Consider the following 21,574-nt stretch of genomic DNA (forward strand, 5'->3'; position numbering starts at 1 on the left):
ATGAATAATGGGGTTCGAATTAGATGAAATTTTATATAAAAAAGTAATCAAATACTTTAAACACAAACGACTCAATGACAGTGAAATGCTGAGTCGTCAAGTGACGTTGTCCGAAATTAAACCCAGACTAACACTTCTAGCAAGAGCACTTTGCGGTGTTCCGATTGAGATTTTTCCTGCCGAACGCGAAGGTGGTTATAAAAACTTGAACTTCTTTCTACCTATAAATTGTTCCCTTTTTCCAACAAAAGAAGAAAACCTAAAGTTTTATTTTTTCAGAACGGCGTATTTAAGCGTTCAGAAACAATTGAACTTAAACTGGACTTCTCTCGAAGATTTACAACAATTATCGTTAGAAAAAGCACAAGAAACAGCACCATTAGTGTTGGAGAAATTATTTCAAGAATACCCAAGTTTAGAAGAATGGTATTACGAAGCCGTTCCAAAATTACCGCTCGAGAAAAACAAAGAAACAGCTGATTTTAGCTGGTTATACGGCAAATGGATGAAAAATTCGCCCGAAGTAGATGCTTCAGACGTTTTGCAAAATTTTGACGATGTAGCAACAAAAATTCAAAATAGCGTGGTGGCAGAAACAACGCTTCACGCGAATGCGGTCGAAGAAATCCAATCGCTTGCCATCGATAAAAAGCAACAAGAAGATTACGTGTTGATGCATAGTTTTGAAAAAATCGAAACAGCCGAAGAATTCAACGGAAATTGGAGAGATTTCGACGGAAAAGACGATTTAAAAGACCACGAAGACGCTTTGGAAGAAATGAATATGCGTTTTACAGTTCGGGTCGATGATATGGTGCATTCTGTTTATCAAGCTGACTTTATTGAAAATACTTCGATTGCCGAAAGTGCTGAGGTAGATGAAAAAGGATTCCACTTAAAATATGACGAATGGGATTTTAAAAAGCGAAATTACTTGCCTAATTTTTGTAAAGTATATCCAAAAACGCAAATTAAAACACATCCTTCGTACTATAAAAACACAATGGCTAAGTACAAAACCACTTTAAATGGTTTACGAAAAATGCTAACCAGCGTGAACAATAAAATGCAACAACAACGCCGACAATTGCAAGGTGAATCCTTCGATTTAGATGCTTTAACGGATTTATACACCGATATTCATTCGGGAAAATCGCCTGACGAACGCGTTTATCTTTCGAATCGAAAAAAGAACAAAGACATTGCCATTTTGGTTCTGTTAGATTTAAGTCTTTCGAGCGATGGTTATGCGGCCGGAAATCGGGTTATTGATGTCGAAAAAGAAGTTTCCATCTTATTTGGTGAAATTCTGCACGAATTCGACATTGATTTTGCAATCGACGGATTTTATTCGAAAACAAGAAACTTCACCACTTATTTAACCTTAAAAGATTTCAACGAAGGTTGGAACACGGCCAAACATAAAATTGGAGCTATCGAACCAAACGGTTATACTAGAATTGGTCCGGCACTTCGTCACGCAGGAGCTCGTTTAGATCAAATCGATTCCAAAAATAAATGGATTATCGTTTTATCGGACGGAAAACCAAATGATTACGATAAGTATGAAGGCCAACACGGAATTCAAGACATCAAACAAGCGTTACGCGAATTAAACGAACGCAAAATAAACTCGTATGCATTAGCCATCGAGGCACAAGCCAAATATTATTTACCGCAAATGTTTGGACAAAATCATTATCAAATATTAACTTCTCCAGAAGCTTTGCTAAAATCATTGGTAAAACTCTACGAGAAAATCAAACATCAATAAAATGTTACTAAAAGAAACACATACAAAAGTGATAGAAGGCCATCCCATTCACACTTATCTTGTAGAAACTGACTTAATACATATGTTAATTGCCGAGCAAAATGCTTTGGACCCAAAAGAAGAATTTCAACCATTTTATAATGTTTTCAATCAATTAGCAACGGTAGAAAAACGATTTGAACGTAAAGAAAACCAACTTTTCCCGTTTCTTGAACAAAAAGGATGGAATGGACCTTCTCAAAATATGTGGTCATTTCACGATACCATTAGAGAAATGTTTCGCATTGTTCGAAAAAATATTGCCGAAAAAGATTTCACTTCCGTAAAACACAATTCCAGTTTAATTGTTCAAAATATCGAACGATTATTGGGTGTTGAAGAAAATGTGTTGTTTCCAAACGCCTTGGAATTATTAACCGATGAAGATTGGATTAAAATGCGAAAAGGAGAAGACGAAATCGGATGGATGCTAAAAGAAGCTCCAGCAAAATTTCCAAATATTCCCGATTATATTCACCCATCACAAGATACTGAAATTAGAACCGATGTTGTTTTTGCTGAAAATGCATCGCACTTTGACGAAGGGTATATGACGGTTGAACAAGTGAATTTACTTTTCAGAACCTTACCCATCGACCTAACTTATGTAGACGAAAACGATAAAGTAATTTTCTACAATAGAGGAGAAGAACGCGTTTTTCCTAGAAGTGCAGGAGTTATTGGGCGAGAAGTTCGCTTCTGTCATCCGCCAAAAAGTGTGGATACGGTTTTAAAAATTCTAGAAGCATTCAGAAAAGGAGAACAAAACGAAGCTTCGTTCTGGATTACTTTTAAAGAACGACAAATTTACATTCGATACTTCGCCGTTAGAGACGATAAAAAGAACTACAAAGGCGTAATCGAAATGTCACAAGATATCACTGAAATTAAACAAATCGACGGAGAAAGAAGACTATTAGAATGGAAGTAAATCACAAATCAATCTATTATCCTCCAGGAGGAATATTAATGTGGATCATCATTTATTTAGAATTATTCACATTCGGCATGGCAATTTTGGCGTTGGCTTATTATGGTTCTTTGGAAAGAGAACAATTTCATGCGGACAGCCAGTTATTGAACAAATTTACCGCTACAATTAATACCATTTTATTGTTAACTAGTGGATTTTTCGTAGCGAAAGCAGTACATTTTTTCAAAGAAAAGAAAATAGAAAAAACGACCCAATTTATGCTTTGGGCAATTCTATCCGGTTTTGGATTCTTGATTTTGAAATCCTACGAATATTACGAAAAAATCGAAATGGGCCTAACCATGGGGAAAAGTGCATTCTTCACCAACTATTGGTTATTAACAGGATTCCACTGGATTCACGTTTTTGTGGGTTTGATTATTCTAATTTTTATTCGCAGATCAATTAAACAAAGCAAAACAGAAGCTTCGTTAGAAGACATTGAAGCAAGTGCTACATTCTGGCACATGTGCGATATCATTTGGTTGCTTTTATATCCAGTACTTTATTTATTATTTTAATTATGATGAAACTAAAACTTACTTCAACATTTATAGTGTTGATATTGTTGACATTAGTGTCTGTATTCTTTGCTTTTAATATAAGCTCAGAACTGATTGTGGCTATTGTCGTTTGCTTGTCGTTACTAAAATTTTATTTGGTGGCTTTTCAGTTTATGGAATTGAAAAATGCAAATGTTTTTTGGAAGGTATTACTGCTTGCTTATGGAGCATTTATGGGCTTAGTACTTATTATTTTACTCTAATTTAAGAAGTATGATATATATCATATAAACTCTTTTTAGATTGTATTTAATTTGTTACTAAATTTTTAATGAATTAAGAATCAAAATAATACAACTCAAAACCTCCATATAATGATTTTACAAAAGAACACACACACTTTTCATATTCCAGTAATGGGATTGGCGTTCACTATTGATAGCCCCATTCGTGTTGCTCAGTATGGAATCGATTCCGTTATTTCCATTATGGATGACGATTTAATCGAGAAAATGACTGCTTTCTATGCCGAAAAATTCAAACAACCGTATGAAGAAATTTCGCAGAAAGTAGAAGATTTTAGAGCGAAAAGAATTACCAATTATCTGAATTTAATCGACACCGTTGTTACTCAGAAATTTGAATCTTTTAAAGCAGAATTATTAGAAACTAGAAGTAAATTGGAAGATTTCATGGCTACTTTACCTTCTACTTCCGAATTAAAAGTGCGATTAGAAGAAGCGATTACATCCGGGAAAGATAATTTTCATGAGTTGCAAACGACTTTAAATCATTATTTTAAACCCGGAAGCATTGATGTCAACATCATGACGAAGCTGGACAAAGATAATTTTATTGATCACGAGCAATTGCCGGTAATGTATAACGATGCACATGCGGCTTTACGCGGTTTTGTGAACAGCACCACTAATTCTTCCGTAGTTTTTTCTGCTGGAATGAATCCGAGGTTATTCGCCTATATGGAATCGTTTGACGCTTTTTATCCAAATGAAAACGGACAATTTCAGAAGAAGATTATCCTAAAAGTTAGTGATTTTCGTTCGGCCATGATTCAAGGAAATTTTTTAGCTAAAAAAGGACTTTGGGTGTCAGAATACCGCATTGAATCCGGATTAAATTGTGGCGGACACGCCTTTGCAACCGACGGATTTCTATTAGGACCCATTTTGGAAGAGTTCAAAAACAAAAAGCAAGATTTAATTGAATCGGCTTATGGTTTATTGAGTTCGGCTTTGACCGCAAAAAATAAAACGTTGCCAAACACACCGCCAGATTTAAAATTAACGGTTCAAGGAGGCGTGGGAACTTCAGAAGAACACCAATTTTTATTAGACCATTACAAAATGGACGCAGTAGGTTGGGGTTCGCCCTTTTTATTGGTTCCCGAAGCCACTTCAGTAGACGTACAAACCCGAAAATTATTAGCAGGAGCAGAGGCCGAAGATTTATATTTGAGCAATATTTCACCTTTAGGCGTGCCTTTTAACACCATTAAAGGAACCACGAACGACTTTTACAAAAACCAACGCATTTCTTCAGGAAAAGCCGGAAGTTCTTGTCCAAAGAAATTTTTAGCCTTAAGCAAAGAATATGAAGCGGAGGGAAGTTGCTCGGCCTCTAAAAAATACCAAGACAAGAAAATTGAAGCTTTAGACGAAACCAAAGATGCGATTTCTGCCGAAGCCTACAACAAAGCGTACACTTCCATTACCGAAAAATCGTGTTTGTGTGTTGGATTAGCGAATCCAAGTTTGTTAGAATTCGGAATTCCTATCAAAGGGCAAAACCAAGGCGTTGTCGTTTGTCCAGGTCCAAATATGGCTTATTTCTCTAAAGAAGTTTCTTTAAAAGACATGATGCACCATATTTATGGTTCAAAAAATCTCGAAAACCACGAAGCCAGACCCAATATGTTTGTCAAAGAATTGGAATTATACGTGACTTATTTAACGAACCAAATCAACGATACGTTAGAAATCTCTGCCCAGCAAATTAAGAAGTGGGAAACCTTTAAAACCAATCTTACCAACGGAATTTCGTATTACAAAGCGTTATTCACCGATGCCACCACATTTGCCAGCTTTGCAAAAATCACAGCAGACATGGCCATTTTCGAAAACAAATTACAACAACTAACCTACCAAGAACCAGCATTCTAAAGTAAGTTAGCCAATCATTAGTATAAAAAACACCATTACGAAATTCATTGAGTAATGGTGTTTTCTTTTAACTATCAACCATCAAGTATCAACCATCAACTACAAACCACTAACTAATAACCACTAACCTCAAACTTTAAACTTTAAACTTTTTTTTGGCGTTCTACCACGCTGTCCGCTCTATCTTTTTGTTTTTAAAGAAAAAACAAAAAGGATGCCGCTCCCATCCTTAACGCAACCTGGTAGTAAATTCATATTTAGTTTTTGATTCAAAAATGGTAGTTAATCGAGTTTATGAGTTAGTTAAAGGAATTTAAAGAACTGATGTGTTTTGTAGGAAAAAAATGTATTATATTCGTGGCGAATTTATATTAAAAAAAAAAGCGAATTTCGTTTTTTCAAATATATTTTTATAAACAAGTAAAAAACATGTATTTTCAAATTTTTCAAATTTGAAAATTCGCGTATAACTGAGTCGGCATAAAATTTTTAAAACCGTGCTAAATAAACGAATCGCTTGAGGATACTATAGATTTACTTCAAGGAAATACGTAAATTTAGTAATTAAAGTTTAAAATTTAAAACCGACGGGGCGGTACAAATTAACTAAAAATCAAAATTGTGCCTAAAGATGTCGTCCTTACGGTAGTCCGTATTAATAATAAGGTAAAATGTTCAAAAATGAAAATTGAATTAAAAAATCTGGCAATTGTAATCTCTTTGCTTTTTTTGTGCTCTTGTACAAATGAAGATTTTACAAAAAATGAAAGTTCTCAAGAAATCATTAAACAAAAAGATTCTAAAAGCATTTTAAAGGAAAATTTTGCTTTCAGTTTAATGAAAAGTATTAAAGAAAGTAAAGTTTTAAGGGATTTAATAAAAAACGAAGCACTAAAAATGTTTAATAAAGACTTTGAGGTTTTAGTTTATTTAATTAAAGATATTAGACTTGAAAATGGAGCGACTTTTGAAGAAACAATAAATAGAAATGCAGAAAATAATTTTCAACTATCAAAGTTATTAAGTGTTGAACCAACTTTAACTATACTAGTACCTGAACTTCCACAGGGATCATTTTCTGCTAAAATTTGGAATACTGCATCCGAAATTCCAGCAGTTGCTTTAAGAACTAATTATACAAACGAAGTACCTTTGATTACACCTGATTTAAATTTAGAAATGATACCAAGCGATCTAGTTCCTGGATTTCCTGTTATTGTTGTAAAAAATAATGAAAGAGTTATATCTAACTTAGAAAATCCAAATATCAGAAATTTAAAAACTAAAACAGTTTTTGAAAAAGACGGCGTTATTATTAAATTCTGGGCGGATTCTTTTGATAACGAAAATGAAAAAAATAATGCTGCTAGGTTTGTTAGGAATTTAGACCCGGTATTAGTAAGTTCATATGATGTTTATGATCAACAAAACCCAAATTTAGATGGTTGGCAACGAGACTATATATATTACGGCATACAACCAACTGCACCAAACGGTCAATTCACTTATGACTTTCAAGAGCATTTAAGAAGTTTTAGTATGACCGGTGATGCTATAAATGCGTACAACAAAATTTCTGATCAAACTGGTGATCCAAAAATGGTTTCTTATCACAGGGTAAACACAAGTCATTGGACTGGTGGTTTTTATGAATTTAAAGTTCGTACGATTATAAATGCAAAAAATGGTGTAGGTAATGAGTTGATAAATGGATTCACCGTTTCTCCAGACCAACTTTTTTTCCTGGAGTACGAAATTGTCAAAGGTTCTTTCACTTTTAAATATTATAGACTTAAAAACATTTCTAATCAAACTGTTTTAGTTGACATTCCACTAATTAATTGGGATTTAGATGAATATGCATCTTCAATAAAAATCGAAATAGAAGAAGTTGATTTAACAACCACAACTGTATTAACAGATTCTAGATCCGTAAAATTTGCTACTAACTTTAGTATTGATGCTACTTTTGGTATAAAGGTAAAAACAGGATTAAAGTTTGGTGCAAGTTTAGAAACCACACAAATTAAGACTGTTCAAAAAACATTTACCGAAGGTAACGATTTTCTTGGAGCAGCAATTGTAAATTTCGCAGATAAGGTAATTATCGGCCGAAGAAGAGGTGGGATTTTAGGAGTTGAAGGATGGCAAACACGTGATTATACAACGGGCTATTGTAAGTTTAGTATTGAACCGAAAAAAGTACAATAAATTAAATATGGCAGAGCAAAATTGCTCTGCCATTAAACTATATAATTATGAAAAATATATTTTTAATTTTTTATATTTTTTTTCTGATATCTAATGAACAAGACTCTCCCAGTCGCTCGGATATTTTCATGTAATGATATCTAGGAATTGCATTCCATATTCTTCCTTAACGCAACCTAGTAGTGAATTCATATTTATTTTTTGATTCAAAAATGGTTGTTAATCGAGTTTTTAAGTTACTTGAGGGAATTTAGAGAACGGATGTATTTTGTAGGAAAATAATGTATTATATTCGTGGGGAGATTATTGAAAGGAGAGATTTTATAATTCATTTTTTAAAATATTTTTATTATCAAAAATAAGTTTACTAATTTTAAATTATTTTAAGTTCCGTATATAATTATGTTGTAAGCAACACGACCGCAACGCAAAAAAATAAATAAATAATAGAAACATGCCAAATACAGGGGATTTTTACATTGCAAGTCTTAAAAAAACACATTTAGGATGGGGAACTCACAGAAAAACAAAGTCAAGACCAAGCATTCAAAACGAAGGATATATTCCAATTCCCTCTAAATACGCTTTGTCTTTTCACATAACAAATTTACATAACACTAATCAGAGTAATGTTTATAAGTTTAGTACAAATGATGGATTTATAAAAGACAAAGAACTAAAAGCTTCTGGAAATCGAAAAAAAGGAGATAAATATGCTAAAAATATTCATGGAAATGGAGATTTAAAACTTTTAGGAACATGGTTTGTACGTAATAAACTGCAAATTGGAGATCAAATTAAAGTTGAGTTCGTAAGTCCTACAGAAATTCTTTTGACAAAAATATAACCCCGATCGCTCGGATATTCCCACGCAACGATAGTGCGGAATTGCATTCCGTACCCACAAAGAATGGCCAGAACGTACAAAAAATAGTTGTGTTTTAAAAGTGTTACTTTACCAGAAGATTATTATTTTAGTTCGGCTAGAAACTATTCTGATTTAGAAAGTCAGTTAGAAATAGTTTTATTAGATTTGTTTTGAAGTGGATTGTTGGTAGACAATGCAATGCTTCCGCATCTGGTTCGAAAATGGACGTTAATAGGGTTTTTGAGGTAGTCGAAGAAATTTAGAGAACTCATGTTTTTTGTAGGAAAAAAAGAATTACATTCGTAAGGAATTTATATTAAACACAAGAATTCGAACTTCGTTTTTTTAAATATATTGTCATAAACAACTAATAAACTAGTATTTGAGAATTTTTAAAATTTAGAGGTTCGTGTATATTTGAGTTAACTGCCATTTTGCCCAAAAACACCGGAAAAACAACTAATAACAACCGTTTTTATTCTAAAACATAAGAAATGAATGAATCTTTAAAAAACAGAATAGCGGAAAAGCGTTGGGAAATAGAACGAAATGAAAAACTTAACTCTTTTATGGAAAAAATAAGTTCGACAAACTTAAATAACAAAATTGAAAATTTAGGTTTTGTAGAATCTGATGAATTTCAAGCAAAATCAGAAGAATGGCCAAATAAATATGCTGAAAATCTTTATTTTCAAATTGAATTAAATAATGTTGAAGAAATTAGCAAACGAATTAAAAACTATTTAGAGAAAATAGAAACCGATTATTTGTATATTTTTTTGATGAATTTTAATTTTGGTTTGTTGAAAATTAAAAAAAGTTTGTTTTTAAAAGAATGGAATAAAATATTAGAAATTGAAAACGATGATATTTTTTGCTTTAATCCATTGAAAACTGATTTTATTTGCATTGAAAAAACAGAAGAATATATAATCGGAAAAGAAAATGAAGGACAAAAATGGATTTGTGAAATTACCTATTCGAATAAAAATATAATGAATTAAAAAAAAACGGCAGTTAACAGCCGTTACAAGATATTTGGGTTTTAGGCTAAATTTAAAGATGGTTTTGTACTTGGAAAATTAGTGTTTAATGGAAAAAACTTGCATCTTTAACCCGATCGCTCGGATATCCCGATCGCTCGGATACTCCCACGTAACAATAGTGCGGAATTTAATTCCGTATAATTAAAGCCAATCAATGAAAAACTTGCTAAATTTTACATCATTATTTATACTAATCGGCTGTTGTGGCGAAATAGAACCGCAAGAAAGCGAACTTAAAGGCAACGTTAAAATGTTGACTGAATATAATAGTAGTGTAAAATACGATTCATTAAACAATCAGATTCGCGACACATTATCTGTTGTTAAAAAATATTATAATGAAATAAATCAAATAGTAAAACTTAACCAAAATTATATATTTTCGGACGAGACTATGTATATTACTTATATGTATAATAGTTGTAAAAGACTTAAAAAAGAACAAGTAAAAATGTCTTTTGAAAGTAATACATTTGAGGTAGATTATATTTATAAAGGCTCTTCATTAATTAAAACAATTTCGGAATCAACAACAGATAGCACTACTTTTAAACAAATTGGAGTTTATCATTATAATGCTGACAAAAAATTGATAAAAAATTCTCTTTCGCAATTATTTATTGATTTAAAAACTGGCGACACTATTAAAAACGCCTTACAAACTGACAACTACAATGCGAAAGGAAAGATAACAGAATCAAAAATGGAATATCGAGAAAATCCAGCTCAAAATGTCCGAAGTAAATATTTTTATGAAGCTGACGATTTAATAAAAACCTTAGAATACAATAAAAATGATTCATTAATTTCCACATATCGTTTTGAATATAAAAAGGACAAACTAGATAATTACATAGAGAAAAAGGCATTCATAAACGATAAACTGAATATGATTAAGACGTTTAATATAGTATATAGATAACTTTTCCTATCGTTCGGATATTCCCACGCAACGATAGTGCGGAATTGCATTCCTTTCCCACAAAGAATGACCAAAACCCACAAAAAATAGTTTTGTTTTAAAGTTGTTACTTCACCAGAAGAATATTATTTTAGCTCTGCAAGAAACTATTCTGATTTAGAAAGTGAATTAGAAATAGTTTTATTAGATTTGTTTTTAAGTGGATTATTGGTAGAGAATGCAATGCTTCCGTATCTGGTTCTAAAATGGAAGTTAATGGGGTTTTTGAGTTAGTTGAAGAAATTTAGAGAACTGATGAATTTTGTAGGAAGAAAAGAATTACATTCGTAAGGAATTTATGTTAAAAATAAACAACGCGAATTTCGTTTTTTCAAATATATTTTCATAAACAACTAATAAACTAGTATTTTGAGAATTTTTAAAATTTAGAGGTTCGTGTATATATGAGTTAGCAGTAATGCTAGCGCAGAACGAAAAAAAATAAAAAATTATAATGGAACTATTAATTATGCCTGAACTTTTTGGAATAAGCATTGAAGTTTATTTTATTATTCTGATTTTAGCAATTCCAACATTTTTCATTTGGCGTTGGATTTTCCGAAAATCTATTAAAGACAAAAGGAAACTGAATATTGCAACTTGGACTGCAACAATAATCTCAATGCCTGTAATTTACCTTGGTATTATAATACTTTGGATTTTCAGTATAAGTTACTATCCATCTAATGACTTTGACAGAGAAAAATGGCTCAACGATAAAGAAAAAAGGTATGAACTTTCAGAAGAAATAATTGAAAGTAAAATGTTAATTGGAAAAACAAAAGCAGAAGTGAAACAAATCCTTGGAAATGAAGAAAATGCAGATGAAAGTGATTTATGGAATTATTATTTAGGCTTTAGACCACAACTTTTCGGAATTGACCCAGACGTATTAGATATAGAATTTAAAAATGGAATAGTTATAAAAGTGGGACAACACGAAACATAAAAATAAAAGAAAATTAAAATATTAAAAATGGCTGAAGAATAAAGCACTACTGCCAACAGCGGTTTACATAAATGGCGAAATAGGTGCTAAATTCACGTTTATCTTTCGGAAGATATTTTATCTTAGCCGAAAATAATCGGTTACGAAGTTCGCCACTTCTGCGAGTCGCGAAACGTTAGCATAAATAGTATAAAAAAACAGGAGATGAAAATAAAACTTTACACGATTACACTCTTTACATTATTGGTATTTTCAAATTTTGCATTTGCACAAAAAAAAGAGTTTGTATACTATATTTCTGGTCAAGACAATAAACTACAAATTTTAAACAAAACTGGGCAACCTATTTCAGATGAAACATATTCCTATGTAGGGAATTTTTCTGAAGGTTTATTTCCTGTTAAAAAAAATGATAAATATGGATTTATAAATAAAAAAGGCAAATTAGTTATCCCTTATAAATATGATTTCGCAAACGAAATGATAAAAGGAGTTTCAATAGTGAAAATTGATGGAAAATATGGTCTTATTGATAAAAAGGGTCAATATAGAATAAAACCACAATTTGAAGATGTAAATTTTAATAATTTAAAAAAAGGCATAATAACTTTTAAAAAAGATGGCCTTTATGGATTAATGGATATAAAAGGGAAAATCATTATTTCAAATAGATTTGAAAGTATTGGCGAAATTGAAAATGGTTATGTTGTAGTAAAGATTGGTGGGAAAAGTGGACTTATAGATATGAAAGGTAAAACTGTACTACCCTTTCAATATTCCTATTTAGGTAGTTTTGAAAATGCTCATTCTTTATCATTTAAAAAAAATTCAAAGATGGGACTAATAGATCTAAAAGGAAATGTGTTGTTAAAGCCAGAGTTTGACTTTATTTATACTTCGGAAGACATGGTTTATCTTACAAAAGATACTAAAAATGGCATTGCGGATAAATATGGCAATATTCTATTACCCACCGAATATAGAGAAGGTTTCCGACGGTTTTATTATGAAGGTTTGATGGTGTTAGAAAAAGATAAAAAATTTGGTTATGCAAATAAAAAGGGTCAAATAGTAATTCCAATGATTTACGATGAAGCCGGCAACTTTAGCGAAGGTTTAGCACCCGTTTTGAAAGAAGGAAAATGGGGATTTATAAACGCAAAAGGAGAAACAGTAATCGATTTCAAATTTGTAGGTGTGATGACATCTTTTCAAAATGGATTTGCATCTTTCGGTAAAAGAGGGTTTTCATCTGGAGCATATTATACAACAGATTTATGGGGTTTAATTGACAAAAAAGGAAACATTGTTATTCAAAACAAATACAATAGCATAAAAGTGGCTTATAACGGAAATTTCATTGTAGAATATGATAGTCAAAAATTATTAATTAACAATAAAGAAGAAGTAATTGCAATTTTAAAGTACGAAGGACAACCCGATGAAATGATGATGGATAGTAATTAAAAAACTACTTCTGCTAACATCGGTGACCGTTTCACAAAATCATTTTAAAGCTACTTTTCTGATAATTTGTTAGTATGAAATGTAATTCTGCCTTAACTGTTTCGAAAATGGACGTTAATCGGTTTTTTGAGTTAGTTTAAGAAATTTAGAGAACTGATGTATTTTGTAGGAAAAAAATAATTACATTCGTAAGGAATTTATATCAAAAAAAATAATTCGAATTTCGTTTTTTTAAATATATTTTCATAAACAACTAATAAACTAGTAGTTGAGAATTTTTAAAATTTAGAGGTTCGTGTATATATGAGTTGGCAGATATTTTCGAAAAACAGACGAAACCTAAAAAAAATGAAACTTTTGGAACCACAATTACAAGCAGAAATTTACTATCTTACAGAAAATGAAGGTGGAAGAAAAAGTGCCGTAAAAAGTGGATATAGAGGACAATTTCATTATAACGGAAAAGATTGGGACGCACCACAAGAATTCATTGATAAAGAAATTTGCGAACTTGGAGAAACTGTAAAAGTAAATATACAAACTTTAAGTACAGACTTTCACGTTGGTAAATTTAAAGTTAATCAAGAATTTGAAACACGTGAGGGAAATAAAGTTGTTGGTAAAGGTAAAATAACTAAAATATTACGAGAAGATTTCAATTATTGGGATGGAAAAATTTTTTTGAGTTCAATCGACAAAAAGATAAAACCCTATTCTGATTACGATGATTTACTTGGATTCAAAATAGATTTTGAAGGTTGGTTAAATGAAACAGAAATTATTAGAGAAATTGAATTTGAAATGACAGGAAATTTGGAATGTATGATATTGGTAAAATGTAAATTAATTGCCGAAAATATACAACCCAGAGACGTTGCATTTAAAATTATTGAATGTTGGAAAACAAGATTAGCAACTTCAAATCATCTTTACAAAATTGAAATGGAAAACAAATTTAATCAAAGAAAAAATCAATTAGAAATAGAAAAAATGGTGTTAAGTTTTGCAACTTGGCATTCAATTTATCTAACCGGTCAGATTATAGTAACTCAATAGAAAAAACATCTGCCAACAGCGGTTTGCAAAAATGGCGAAATATGTGGTTAATTCACATTTATCTTCCGCAAGATATTTTATCTTAGCCGAAAATAATAGGTCACGAAGTTCGTCACTTCTGTAAGGCGCGAAACGTTGCCTGCAAGCGTATCGCAACACCTTAAAATGAAATTACATAAAATGAAAAAACTAACAATTTTTATAATAACTATGGGATTTTTATCAACACTTTTTGGTTGTGGACAGAATAAATCTAACGACACAACTTCTGACAATTCAAAAATAGGGCCTATAACAAAGTCTGTTGAGAATATTTCTGCAACTAAAGACCAACTTGAAAGACGGGCTAAATCAGAGGAATTTTGCAAATCAAAAAATATTCCAATATATAAAAACCCAAACTCATTGTTTGTTGACTCTGAAGAAAACGTAACAATCAGGACAAAAGACGAAGTTGTAGACAGAGCAATTGCTTTATGTTATTTGGAACTTAAAAGTGAAAACGCAGACAAAAAAATGTTGGCTGAATTCGACAAAAAATATAATGTTTTGGCAAAATTAACAGCAAATGAGAAAGAATTTGCTTTATCTGACAACCCAACGGAACAACAGATGACAGATGCAAATTGGAGAGCCGAAAGTTATCACGTTATGTTGTGGGCATTGGGTTATATTGACAATCTAAAATATGCAAATGAAGTTTGTAATGTTGCAGATGATGTAAAACATTTGTTCTCAAGGACTGAGAAAGAATTTAGAGCAAATGCAAAATTGCGAACGAAAAATGAAATACTTGACCAAGCCGATTTAATATTGAGACTTGATTGGGCTTGTGTAAATGCAAGAGTAAAAAATGAATCTGCACCAAGTGGACTTGACACAAGTGTTGTTTACGAGCGACATTACTCATTAAATTGGCTTATAAAATTTATGAACCAAGATTGGGACAAAGTTACAACAGATACATAAAAACCAAAAAACGCCAGCAGGTAACATCGATTTTGCAATATGGCGGGTTTATTGCTAAATCGAAGATTTTTGTTTCCTTTGAAGTTCAGTGATAAAAGGAAGTTTCGGCTTCTTTATACGCGACATCGCCAAGCTGAAAAAACGTTGGCAGAAAGCATAATAGACAAACCGTAACAAAATGAGAATTTTAGAAAAAGCATTTTTAGTTTTATTATTATTCACGTTAAATTCTTGCGTAAGCGGAACTTATGAAATGGTAAGCGGTCACGATAAATATATTCAAGTTAATGTTGACGGAAGAAAAGAACTGAAAAAAAAGAAGTTTAAGGAAAAGTTTAAACCTGAGATGGCTGAAAGTATAAATTGCAATGATATTTACTATAATTACTATGAAGACCAACAAATTAATTATAAAAAACACAGATATTTACTATTTTATAAGACAGGTCAATTTGCCTATTTTTCCTCTGATTTAAAAGACATAAATACTAATGATTTAAACAAGGCAAATTTTGTTGGATATTATATTAATAAAGACAAAAAACTTATTTTAGAAACGCCTACAGGAAACTTCAACTCTGCTCACTACAGAGTTTTATGGAATTTTAATATTGAAAATGAAATATTAATAAGAAAAGAAAAAGGCATAAATCGACATTTTAAAGATGAATTCAAAATTGACAAAGACATTAATCTAATCCGAAAAAGCAAGCCTAATTGGTAAAATGCCATCTGGTAACATGGTATAAAAAAATTGCGGGTTCTGTGCTAAATTGAGCTTTTAGCATATTAATAAGCAGTAGTAATGAACCGAAAATTAGTGCATTTTATTGCAGTACTTTTCATATTCCCAACCGTTAGCAGGTAGTTTTGAGCAACAGAAAATCGAAAGACTGATGATAAAAAAGAAAAAATATTTTATAGGAATTGGTTTAGCAATTCTCATCATTTTTGGAATTTATAAAATAAATATCTTTTTAGACAGAATTGAAAATTCCGACCCAGAATATAATACAATTTATGCTCAAAACTTTAATGAAGAATTGTTTCAAAATCGTCTTATTGGAAAATCCAAAAATGAAATTATAGAGATAATTGGAAATCCTTTGTCAAAAACTAAATTAAAATATTTTGATGCAATTTTATATACTAATTTTAAAGATAGTGTTTACTTAAAGGAAAATTCAATAAGCGTACGTTTAAAAGGTTATAGCGAAAATGTGAAATATACATTTATCTCATTTGACAGTATAGGAAATGTACAAAATGTTATGATTAGGGGATATACCGAAAACGAAGAAGAACTAAAAAAATCAACAAAGTCTGAAATATTTGAAAAATTTGGGAAACCACAAAAACAAATGCTGTGTAATTGTAAATGTATGGTTTATTCATATTCTGAAATCAAAGAAGGAGGGTATTCAGGTAAGCATCCAATTATAAATATTAGAAATTTAGTATTTGATAAAAAAAACAAATTAATTAAAGTCATAAAAAAAGTTGGAAGTACATATAGTAAATATGATGAAATTTGCTCTAATGAATAAAAAAACGACGCCCAACAGACGTGACCATTGCACAACATCATTTTAATCAAATTCTCTGATAATTTGTTAGTATTTAATTTAATTCTGCCGTATTGAGTTCGAAAATGGAAGTTAATGGGGTTTTTGAGTTAGTTCAAGAAATTTAGAGAACTGATGAATTTTGTAGGAAGAAAAGAATTACATTCGTAAGGAATTTATATTAAACAAAAGAATTCGAATTTCGTTTTTTTAATATATTTTCATAAACAATTATAGAACATGTATTTGCAAATTTTTAAAATTTAGAGGTTCGTGTATATATGAGTTGTGCGATATTTACCGAAAACAGATAGAAAATGAAATCAAGTTATATATTAATCAGTTTTGTAATATTATTCACGAATTTTACATTTGCTCAAGAAAAAAGTATTGATGAATTTAATTCAATTATTACTTTAAGTACATTTTCTCCAATCGTAAATTATGCTCCAAGATGGAATTTAGGATATATAAGAAAAATTGATAAACGATATTGGCTTGGTTTTGAGCTAGGCTACGGGAATAAAAATATATCTGTAAATTTTGCAGAAAAAGGCGGTTATATTAAAAACGATTATAAAATATTCGAAATTAAACCTGAAATTTATTACGACTTAAAACCAAAATCTAAATTAAAACATTTACTTTCTTTGGAATTCCAATATGTAAAACATACAGATAAATTTAATAATTCTTGGTATTATGATTTAGATAGTAAAACATATTTTAAATTTGACAGTGCAGAATATCAAAGAATTAAATATGGTATAGGTATTAATTATAATTTGATATATAATATCACTAAAAATTTGGCTTTATTACAAAAGGCTGGCATTGGCTTTCGAAAAAGAGATGTTTTATATTCAAATGTAATAAATAGAATTGAGGACGAAAATTTTGAGGAACCAGACTCATCTGTAATTCCAGTAAGTAATGGATTTTTACGTGACAATGGTATAAACAATAGTTTCAATTTTAATCTCGACTTAAAAATAATATATAAATTTTAAAAACATCGCACAATAGCGGTTTGCAAAAATGGCGAAATATGTGGTAAATTCAAGTTTACTTTTCGCAAGAAATTTTATCTTAGCAGAAAAATCTCGGTTCCGAAGTTCGCCACTTCTGCAAGACGAGAACCGTTGGCGGATAGTTTTAAAAAAAGAACGATACAAATAAAAACCAATAATTTAACTAAATGAAAAATAAAATCTTATTCTCATTAATTTTTAGCCTAATTTTCTTCGCTGGAAATGCTCAAACTACAAGCGTTGAAAAATCAACTTATGGAATTCAAACAGGACTTCTTGGAATTTGGGTTCATAACGAAATGAGACTTACAAATCAAATTGCATTAAGAACAGAACTTGGAATGAATGCCGGAATATTTGGAGGAGATTTTTATCCGAAATCTGGTTTTTTAATGACTCCAGTTATTACTGTTGAACCTCGATGGTATTATAATTTAGAAAAAAGACAATCAAAATCTAAGAATATTTCTGGAAATAGTGGAAACTTTGTTTCACTTCAAACAAGTTATCATCCAAATTGGTTTGTAATTTCAAATTATGACAACTTAAAAACTTTTAATTTAGTAACAATAGTTCCAACTTGGGGAATAAAACGTAATGTTGGAAAACATTTTACATATGAAACCGCAATTGGAATTGGTTACGGACATCAATTTAGAGATGGATATGGAGATTTGGAAGGAGTAACAGCGAATTTACATTTAAGAATTGGATATAGATTTTAAAAAAACAATCCGCTAACAGCCGTGACCGTTTCACTACATCATTTTAAATCGAATTTCCTGATAATTTGTTAGTATGTAATTTAATTTTGCCGTATCTGGTTCGAAAATGGACGTTAATCGGGTTTTTGAGTTAGTTGAAGAAAATTATAGAACTCATGTGTTTTGTAGGAATGAAATAATTACATTAGTAAGGAATTTATATTTAAAAAAAAATAATTTGAATTTCGTTTTTTTAATATATTTTCATAAACAACTAATAAATTAATATTTGCGAATTTTTAAAATTTAGATGTTTGTATTTATATGAGTTGTGCGTCAGCTTAAAACTGACGTGCGAAAATCGAGTTAAAATTATATCACATATTTACAAACGAAGAATTGAATGAGTATTGAATTTGATAAAATAACAGAAATGATTAAATTGATGGAAAACATTTCTGTTGAATATCGTGTTATTGATAATGACAGCAAAGTTTGGCATTGGAGTAATTAGTTATCAAATCCAACTGGAAAATATTTAGATTTTGGACTAGAGCCAAAACCTTATAGAAATATTGAAATCATCGAAATTAATCCTGTTGAAAATAAATATATTGGAAAATTAGTTCAGAATAAATTAATTGACCACACGGAAGAAATCATAAATATTATGCAAACACTTAATATAGAATTTGAAATTCGTGAAAAGATTATAAGAATAAAAACGAAAACAAAAGAAAAAATTTATAACAAAAAAGTGAAACATTAAAACTGAATTTTATACTGAATCAAACATTTAAACATAAAAAGCCGAACGCACAACAGCCGTTACAAGATATTTAGGCATTTGGCTAAATTTAAAGATGGTTTTGTACTTGGAAAACTTGTGCATAATGGAAAAATATCGAATCTTTAATCCCAAACATCTTATAGCGCCAAGGCGTTGTGCAACATTTGAAAAAAAATGACGAAATGAAAATTAAATATAATGAAATAGATAAATCAATTGAAATCAAAGACGGAGTAAAATCTCATTATTTCTTAATGAAATTCTTAATAGTTTTAAATCTTCTAAATGCATTATTGAGAATTATTAATATAAAAAAGACTGGAATAGGATTTCAGGAAATTATTTGGTTTGCATTAGGTTTTGCCTCTCTTATTATTTTATATCTTTTTATATTTAAAAGAACAACATTAGAGAAAATACCAATTTCAGAAATAAAAGGATTGAATAGAATATCAATATTTGGCAGAAGTAGATTTTCAATAAAGTTAATAAACGGAAAAAAGCGTGAATTAGCTGACATAAAAACGGAATCTGAATTTAACGAATTAAAAAAAATGTTTATAGACATCGGAATAGTCAAATGAAAATAAAAAACGTTGCACAGCAGTAGTTTGCAAAAATGGCGAGAAATTTATAAAATTCACGTTTTTCTTTCGCAAGAAATATTATTTTAGCAGAAAATATACGGTTTCGAAGTTCTCCACTTCACAAAGCCACGACTGTTGGCAGCGATTAGAAAAAAACGCAGTTTAAAAAAACAACATAAATTAAAATATATAAAAAAAATATTATTATTTGCATTTGTCATTACTCTGATTTCTTGTAATTCAGATAGTAATGAAACAATACAAAATGATTTTAAAGGTTATTATAAAATAATTTCAATAGTTTCAGAAACTGAAATTGATTTAAATAATGATGGAATAGGATCTTTAAACATTCTTTAGGAAATATCAAGTCCACATTATACTTTGAATGGTATCTTTCCAAATTTCTATAATGCAGAGAATGCAAATAACTATGCGGTAGTTAGTCCAAAAAGCGAACAATCTAATTTAACTCAATTTATTTCATTTAATTTTTCTGAGTAATCAATAAGTTATTTAAGCAATGATTTGGTATTAAATAATCCGATATTATCACATTATTTTCATTCAATGAATGGACATATACGCTATGAATTTATTAATCAAAATGAAATTAAAATAATTGACGATAATAGAGAATAGAATTCACAGTTTGGGGAAATAATAAATCTAACTCGTATTAATAAATCTAATTTTGAAGTTACTTTAGATAAAAAAATGTTTGACTTTAATTCTAAACAATGGTTAGTTTTAAAATTAAATGCAAAATATAAAAAAGTAGAATAAAATAACCATCCCGACCGCTCGGATATTCCCATGCAAAGACAGCACGTAATTGCATTCCGTACCAACAAAGATTGGCCACAACGTACAAAAAATAGTTTTGTTTTACAAGCAATATATGTCAAGAAAGTATAAAGACACAACAACAGAAAATGCTTACTTCATCACAATAACAAACATATTTTAAAGATAAAATTGTTACTTCAGCAGAAGCTTATTATTTTAATTCGGCTAGAAACTATTCCGTTTTAGAAAATGAATTAGAAATAGTTTTATAAGATTTTCTTTGAAGTGGATTGTCGGCATTTGATTCTGTGCTAGAGATGTTTCCAATATTTATTCTACATTTGTGAAGGTTAGGAGCTAATCTTTATGGACTCAATCAGCCAGGAAAAGTTGTAAGAAATCTGTAAAAATCAGCAAAATTTGATTAAAATCTTTAAAAAAATAATAGTTTTCTTCTTAGTTGTGAATGTAATAATTTCACCGTTGCATCTCTTTTTAATATATAAAAACTACAAGATAGTAGCTAATAAAGATAATTATAAATTGTTGAATGTTGAGATTAAAGAACTAGAAGATGTAACTATCAGCAGTCGTGGAGGTGGAGGAGCGCAAGCTACACGAATAAAATATCTAATAAATGACGGTACTTCCAATCTAGAAGAATTAACTATAACTGAAAATACAAAAGAATTTGAGCACTTTTCTCATTTAAGAGCTGAAGGTATAATTTTCGAGGTTTTTGGAGATAAAACAAGTGCGGAAGTTGGAGATTTTATTTGGGTTTGGCACAATAAAAACGCAATCGATTTCTACGCTTTCGGTAAAGACGATATTTTTAAAGTTGATAAAAGTTTTTATAAATTAATTTCACATTTATTTCTATTTCTTTTAGCTATAGGATTAGTTTTATGGGAAATAAATTATAGGAAATCACAACGACATAGGTAGCTTTATCCGATCGTTCAGATATTCCATAACAACGAGAGTGCGAAATTGCATTCCGTGCAAACAAAGAATGGACTAAGTTACTCTATGTGATTATTCTTTCATTCAAATTACTTTTGTAATCCGTGAAACTAAGGCACTACTGAAGAGCTTAATATTCATAAAAA

General features: G+C 30.2%; 20 protein-coding genes and 1 pseudogene. All 21 read left to right on the top strand.

The window, feature by feature from the left end; all coding sequences use genetic code 11:
- Positions 1–7: 7 nt before the first annotated feature.
- The 21 genes and pseudogenes from ACFSX9_RS02580 to ACFSX9_RS02680 all read left to right on the top strand — a co-directional run bounded on the left by ACFSX9_RS02580 (position 8) and on the right by ACFSX9_RS02680 (position 21,410).
- The gene (locus ACFSX9_RS02580; protein ID WP_379804020.1) at positions 8–1,774 is read left to right on the top strand and encodes a nitric oxide reductase activation protein NorD; all 1,767 of its coding nucleotides are present in this window, start codon (positions 8–10) and stop codon (positions 1,772–1,774) included.
- Position 1,775: 1 nt separating this feature from the next.
- Complete coding sequence (locus ACFSX9_RS02585; protein ID WP_379804023.1) at positions 1,776–2,744, top strand: DUF438 domain-containing protein; 969 nt, start codon at positions 1,776–1,778, stop codon at positions 2,742–2,744.
- Positions 2,735–3,307: a cytochrome c oxidase subunit 3 gene (locus tag ACFSX9_RS02590; RefSeq protein WP_379804025.1), complete on the top strand. Its 573-nt coding sequence runs from the start codon at positions 2,735–2,737 to the stop codon at positions 3,305–3,307. The genes ACFSX9_RS02585 and ACFSX9_RS02590 overlap by 10 nt, the downstream gene beginning before the upstream one ends.
- 5 nt (positions 3,308–3,312) lie before the next feature.
- On the top strand, positions 3,313–3,552 hold the full coding sequence (locus tag ACFSX9_RS02595) for a cytochrome C oxidase subunit IV family protein (protein ID WP_379804653.1): 240 nt from the start codon (positions 3,313–3,315) through the stop codon (positions 3,550–3,552).
- Positions 3,553–3,666: 114 nt separating this feature from the next.
- On the top strand, positions 3,667–5,469 hold the full coding sequence (locus tag ACFSX9_RS02600; RefSeq protein WP_379804655.1) for a hypothetical protein: 1,803 nt from the start codon (positions 3,667–3,669) through the stop codon (positions 5,467–5,469).
- A 681-nt stretch (positions 5,470–6,150) separates the two neighbouring features.
- Positions 6,151–7,680 (top strand): hypothetical protein, encoded by a 1,530-nt coding sequence (locus ACFSX9_RS02605; RefSeq protein ID WP_379804027.1) that lies wholly within the window; start codon positions 6,151–6,153, stop codon positions 7,678–7,680.
- 454 nt (positions 7,681–8,134) lie between these two features.
- On the top strand, positions 8,135–8,527 hold the full coding sequence (locus ACFSX9_RS02610) for a phospholipase D-like domain-containing protein (RefSeq protein ID WP_379804029.1): 393 nt from the start codon (positions 8,135–8,137) through the stop codon (positions 8,525–8,527).
- Positions 8,528–9,042: 515 nt separating this feature from the next.
- Positions 9,043–9,552 (top strand): hypothetical protein, encoded by a 510-nt coding sequence (locus ACFSX9_RS02615; protein WP_379804032.1) that lies wholly within the window; start codon positions 9,043–9,045, stop codon positions 9,550–9,552.
- A gap of 196 nt (positions 9,553–9,748) precedes the next feature.
- Positions 9,749–10,516, top strand: a complete 768-nt coding sequence (locus tag ACFSX9_RS02620; RefSeq protein ID WP_379804034.1) for a hypothetical protein — start codon at positions 9,749–9,751, stop codon at positions 10,514–10,516.
- A gap of 493 nt (positions 10,517–11,009) precedes the next feature.
- Entirely contained in the window at positions 11,010–11,504 is a 495-nt protein-coding gene (locus tag ACFSX9_RS02625) for a hypothetical protein (RefSeq protein ID WP_379804036.1), read from the top strand.
- A gap of 204 nt (positions 11,505–11,708) precedes the next feature.
- Positions 11,709–12,971 (top strand): WG repeat-containing protein, encoded by a 1,263-nt coding sequence (locus tag ACFSX9_RS02630; RefSeq protein ID WP_379804039.1) that lies wholly within the window; start codon positions 11,709–11,711, stop codon positions 12,969–12,971.
- A gap of 348 nt (positions 12,972–13,319) precedes the next feature.
- Positions 13,320–14,027, top strand: a complete 708-nt coding sequence (locus tag ACFSX9_RS02635) for an EF-Tu C-terminal domain-related protein (RefSeq protein WP_379804041.1) — start codon at positions 13,320–13,322, stop codon at positions 14,025–14,027.
- A gap of 180 nt (positions 14,028–14,207) precedes the next feature.
- Positions 14,208–14,996 carry a DUF4272 domain-containing protein gene (locus tag ACFSX9_RS02640; RefSeq protein ID WP_379804043.1) on the top strand — a complete coding sequence of 263 codons (789 nt, stop codon included), beginning with the start codon at positions 14,208–14,210 and terminating at the stop codon, positions 14,994–14,996.
- A gap of 178 nt (positions 14,997–15,174) precedes the next feature.
- On the top strand, positions 15,175–15,720 hold the full coding sequence (locus ACFSX9_RS02645) for a hypothetical protein (protein ID WP_379804045.1): 546 nt from the start codon (positions 15,175–15,177) through the stop codon (positions 15,718–15,720).
- 172 nt (positions 15,721–15,892) lie between these two features.
- Positions 15,893–16,543 carry a hypothetical protein gene (locus ACFSX9_RS02650; RefSeq protein ID WP_379804047.1) on the top strand — a complete coding sequence of 217 codons (651 nt, stop codon included), beginning with the start codon at positions 15,893–15,895 and terminating at the stop codon, positions 16,541–16,543.
- 335 nt (positions 16,544–16,878) lie between these two features.
- Positions 16,879–17,571, top strand: a complete 693-nt coding sequence (locus ACFSX9_RS02655) for a hypothetical protein (RefSeq protein ID WP_379804050.1) — start codon at positions 16,879–16,881, stop codon at positions 17,569–17,571.
- A gap of 188 nt (positions 17,572–17,759) precedes the next feature.
- Positions 17,760–18,317: a hypothetical protein gene (locus tag ACFSX9_RS02660; protein ID WP_379804052.1), complete on the top strand. Its 558-nt coding sequence runs from the start codon at positions 17,760–17,762 to the stop codon at positions 18,315–18,317.
- A 547-nt stretch (positions 18,318–18,864) separates the two neighbouring features.
- Positions 18,865–19,065, top strand: a pseudogene (locus ACFSX9_RS02665) (DUF6678 family protein); the annotation flags it as partial.
- 203 nt (positions 19,066–19,268) lie between these two features.
- Positions 19,269–19,670, top strand: coding sequence for a hypothetical protein (locus tag ACFSX9_RS02670; protein WP_379804054.1), 402 nt, complete (start codon positions 19,269–19,271; stop codon positions 19,668–19,670).
- Between the two features lie 138 nt (positions 19,671–19,808).
- On the top strand, positions 19,809–20,033 hold the full coding sequence (locus ACFSX9_RS02675; protein WP_379804057.1) for a hypothetical protein: 225 nt from the start codon (positions 19,809–19,811) through the stop codon (positions 20,031–20,033).
- 849 nt (positions 20,034–20,882) lie between these two features.
- Complete coding sequence (locus ACFSX9_RS02680; protein ID WP_379804060.1) at positions 20,883–21,410, top strand: hypothetical protein; 528 nt, start codon at positions 20,883–20,885, stop codon at positions 21,408–21,410.
- The last annotated feature ends 164 nt before the right edge of the window (positions 21,411–21,574 follow it).

Source organism: Flavobacterium ardleyense (assembly GCF_042686085.1).
Taxonomy (GTDB): Bacteria; Bacteroidota; Bacteroidia; order Flavobacteriales; family Flavobacteriaceae; genus Flavobacterium; species Flavobacterium ardleyense.

Bases quoted from the DNA above. Each gene is read 5' to 3' on its own strand.
- ACFSX9_RS02580 (WP_379804020.1), top strand. From the start codon at position 8: ATGGGGTTCGAATTAGATGAAATTTTATATAAAAAAGTAATCAAATAC.
- ACFSX9_RS02585 (WP_379804023.1), top strand. From the start codon at position 1,776: ATGTTACTAAAAGAAACACATACAAAAGTGATAGAAGGCCATCCCATT.
- ACFSX9_RS02590 (WP_379804025.1), top strand. From the start codon at position 2,735: ATGGAAGTAAATCACAAATCAATCTATTATCCTCCAGGAGGAATATTA.
- ACFSX9_RS02595 (WP_379804653.1), top strand. From the start codon at position 3,313: ATGAAACTAAAACTTACTTCAACATTTATAGTGTTGATATTGTTGACA.
- ACFSX9_RS02605 (WP_379804027.1), top strand. From the start codon at position 6,151: ATGAAAATTGAATTAAAAAATCTGGCAATTGTAATCTCTTTGCTTTTT.
- ACFSX9_RS02610 (WP_379804029.1), top strand. From the start codon at position 8,135: ATGCCAAATACAGGGGATTTTTACATTGCAAGTCTTAAAAAAACACAT.
- ACFSX9_RS02615 (WP_379804032.1), top strand. From the start codon at position 9,043: ATGAATGAATCTTTAAAAAACAGAATAGCGGAAAAGCGTTGGGAAATA.
- ACFSX9_RS02620 (WP_379804034.1), top strand. From the start codon at position 9,749: ATGAAAAACTTGCTAAATTTTACATCATTATTTATACTAATCGGCTGT.
- ACFSX9_RS02625 (WP_379804036.1), top strand. From the start codon at position 11,010: ATGGAACTATTAATTATGCCTGAACTTTTTGGAATAAGCATTGAAGTT.
- ACFSX9_RS02630 (WP_379804039.1), top strand. From the start codon at position 11,709: ATGAAAATAAAACTTTACACGATTACACTCTTTACATTATTGGTATTT.
- ACFSX9_RS02635 (WP_379804041.1), top strand. From the start codon at position 13,320: ATGAAACTTTTGGAACCACAATTACAAGCAGAAATTTACTATCTTACA.
- ACFSX9_RS02640 (WP_379804043.1), top strand. From the start codon at position 14,208: ATGAAAAAACTAACAATTTTTATAATAACTATGGGATTTTTATCAACA.
- ACFSX9_RS02645 (WP_379804045.1), top strand. From the start codon at position 15,175: ATGAGAATTTTAGAAAAAGCATTTTTAGTTTTATTATTATTCACGTTA.
- ACFSX9_RS02650 (WP_379804047.1), top strand. From the start codon at position 15,893: ATGATAAAAAAGAAAAAATATTTTATAGGAATTGGTTTAGCAATTCTC.
- ACFSX9_RS02655 (WP_379804050.1), top strand. From the start codon at position 16,879: ATGAAATCAAGTTATATATTAATCAGTTTTGTAATATTATTCACGAAT.
- ACFSX9_RS02660 (WP_379804052.1), top strand. From the start codon at position 17,760: ATGAAAAATAAAATCTTATTCTCATTAATTTTTAGCCTAATTTTCTTC.
- ACFSX9_RS02670 (WP_379804054.1), top strand. From the start codon at position 19,269: ATGAAAATTAAATATAATGAAATAGATAAATCAATTGAAATCAAAGAC.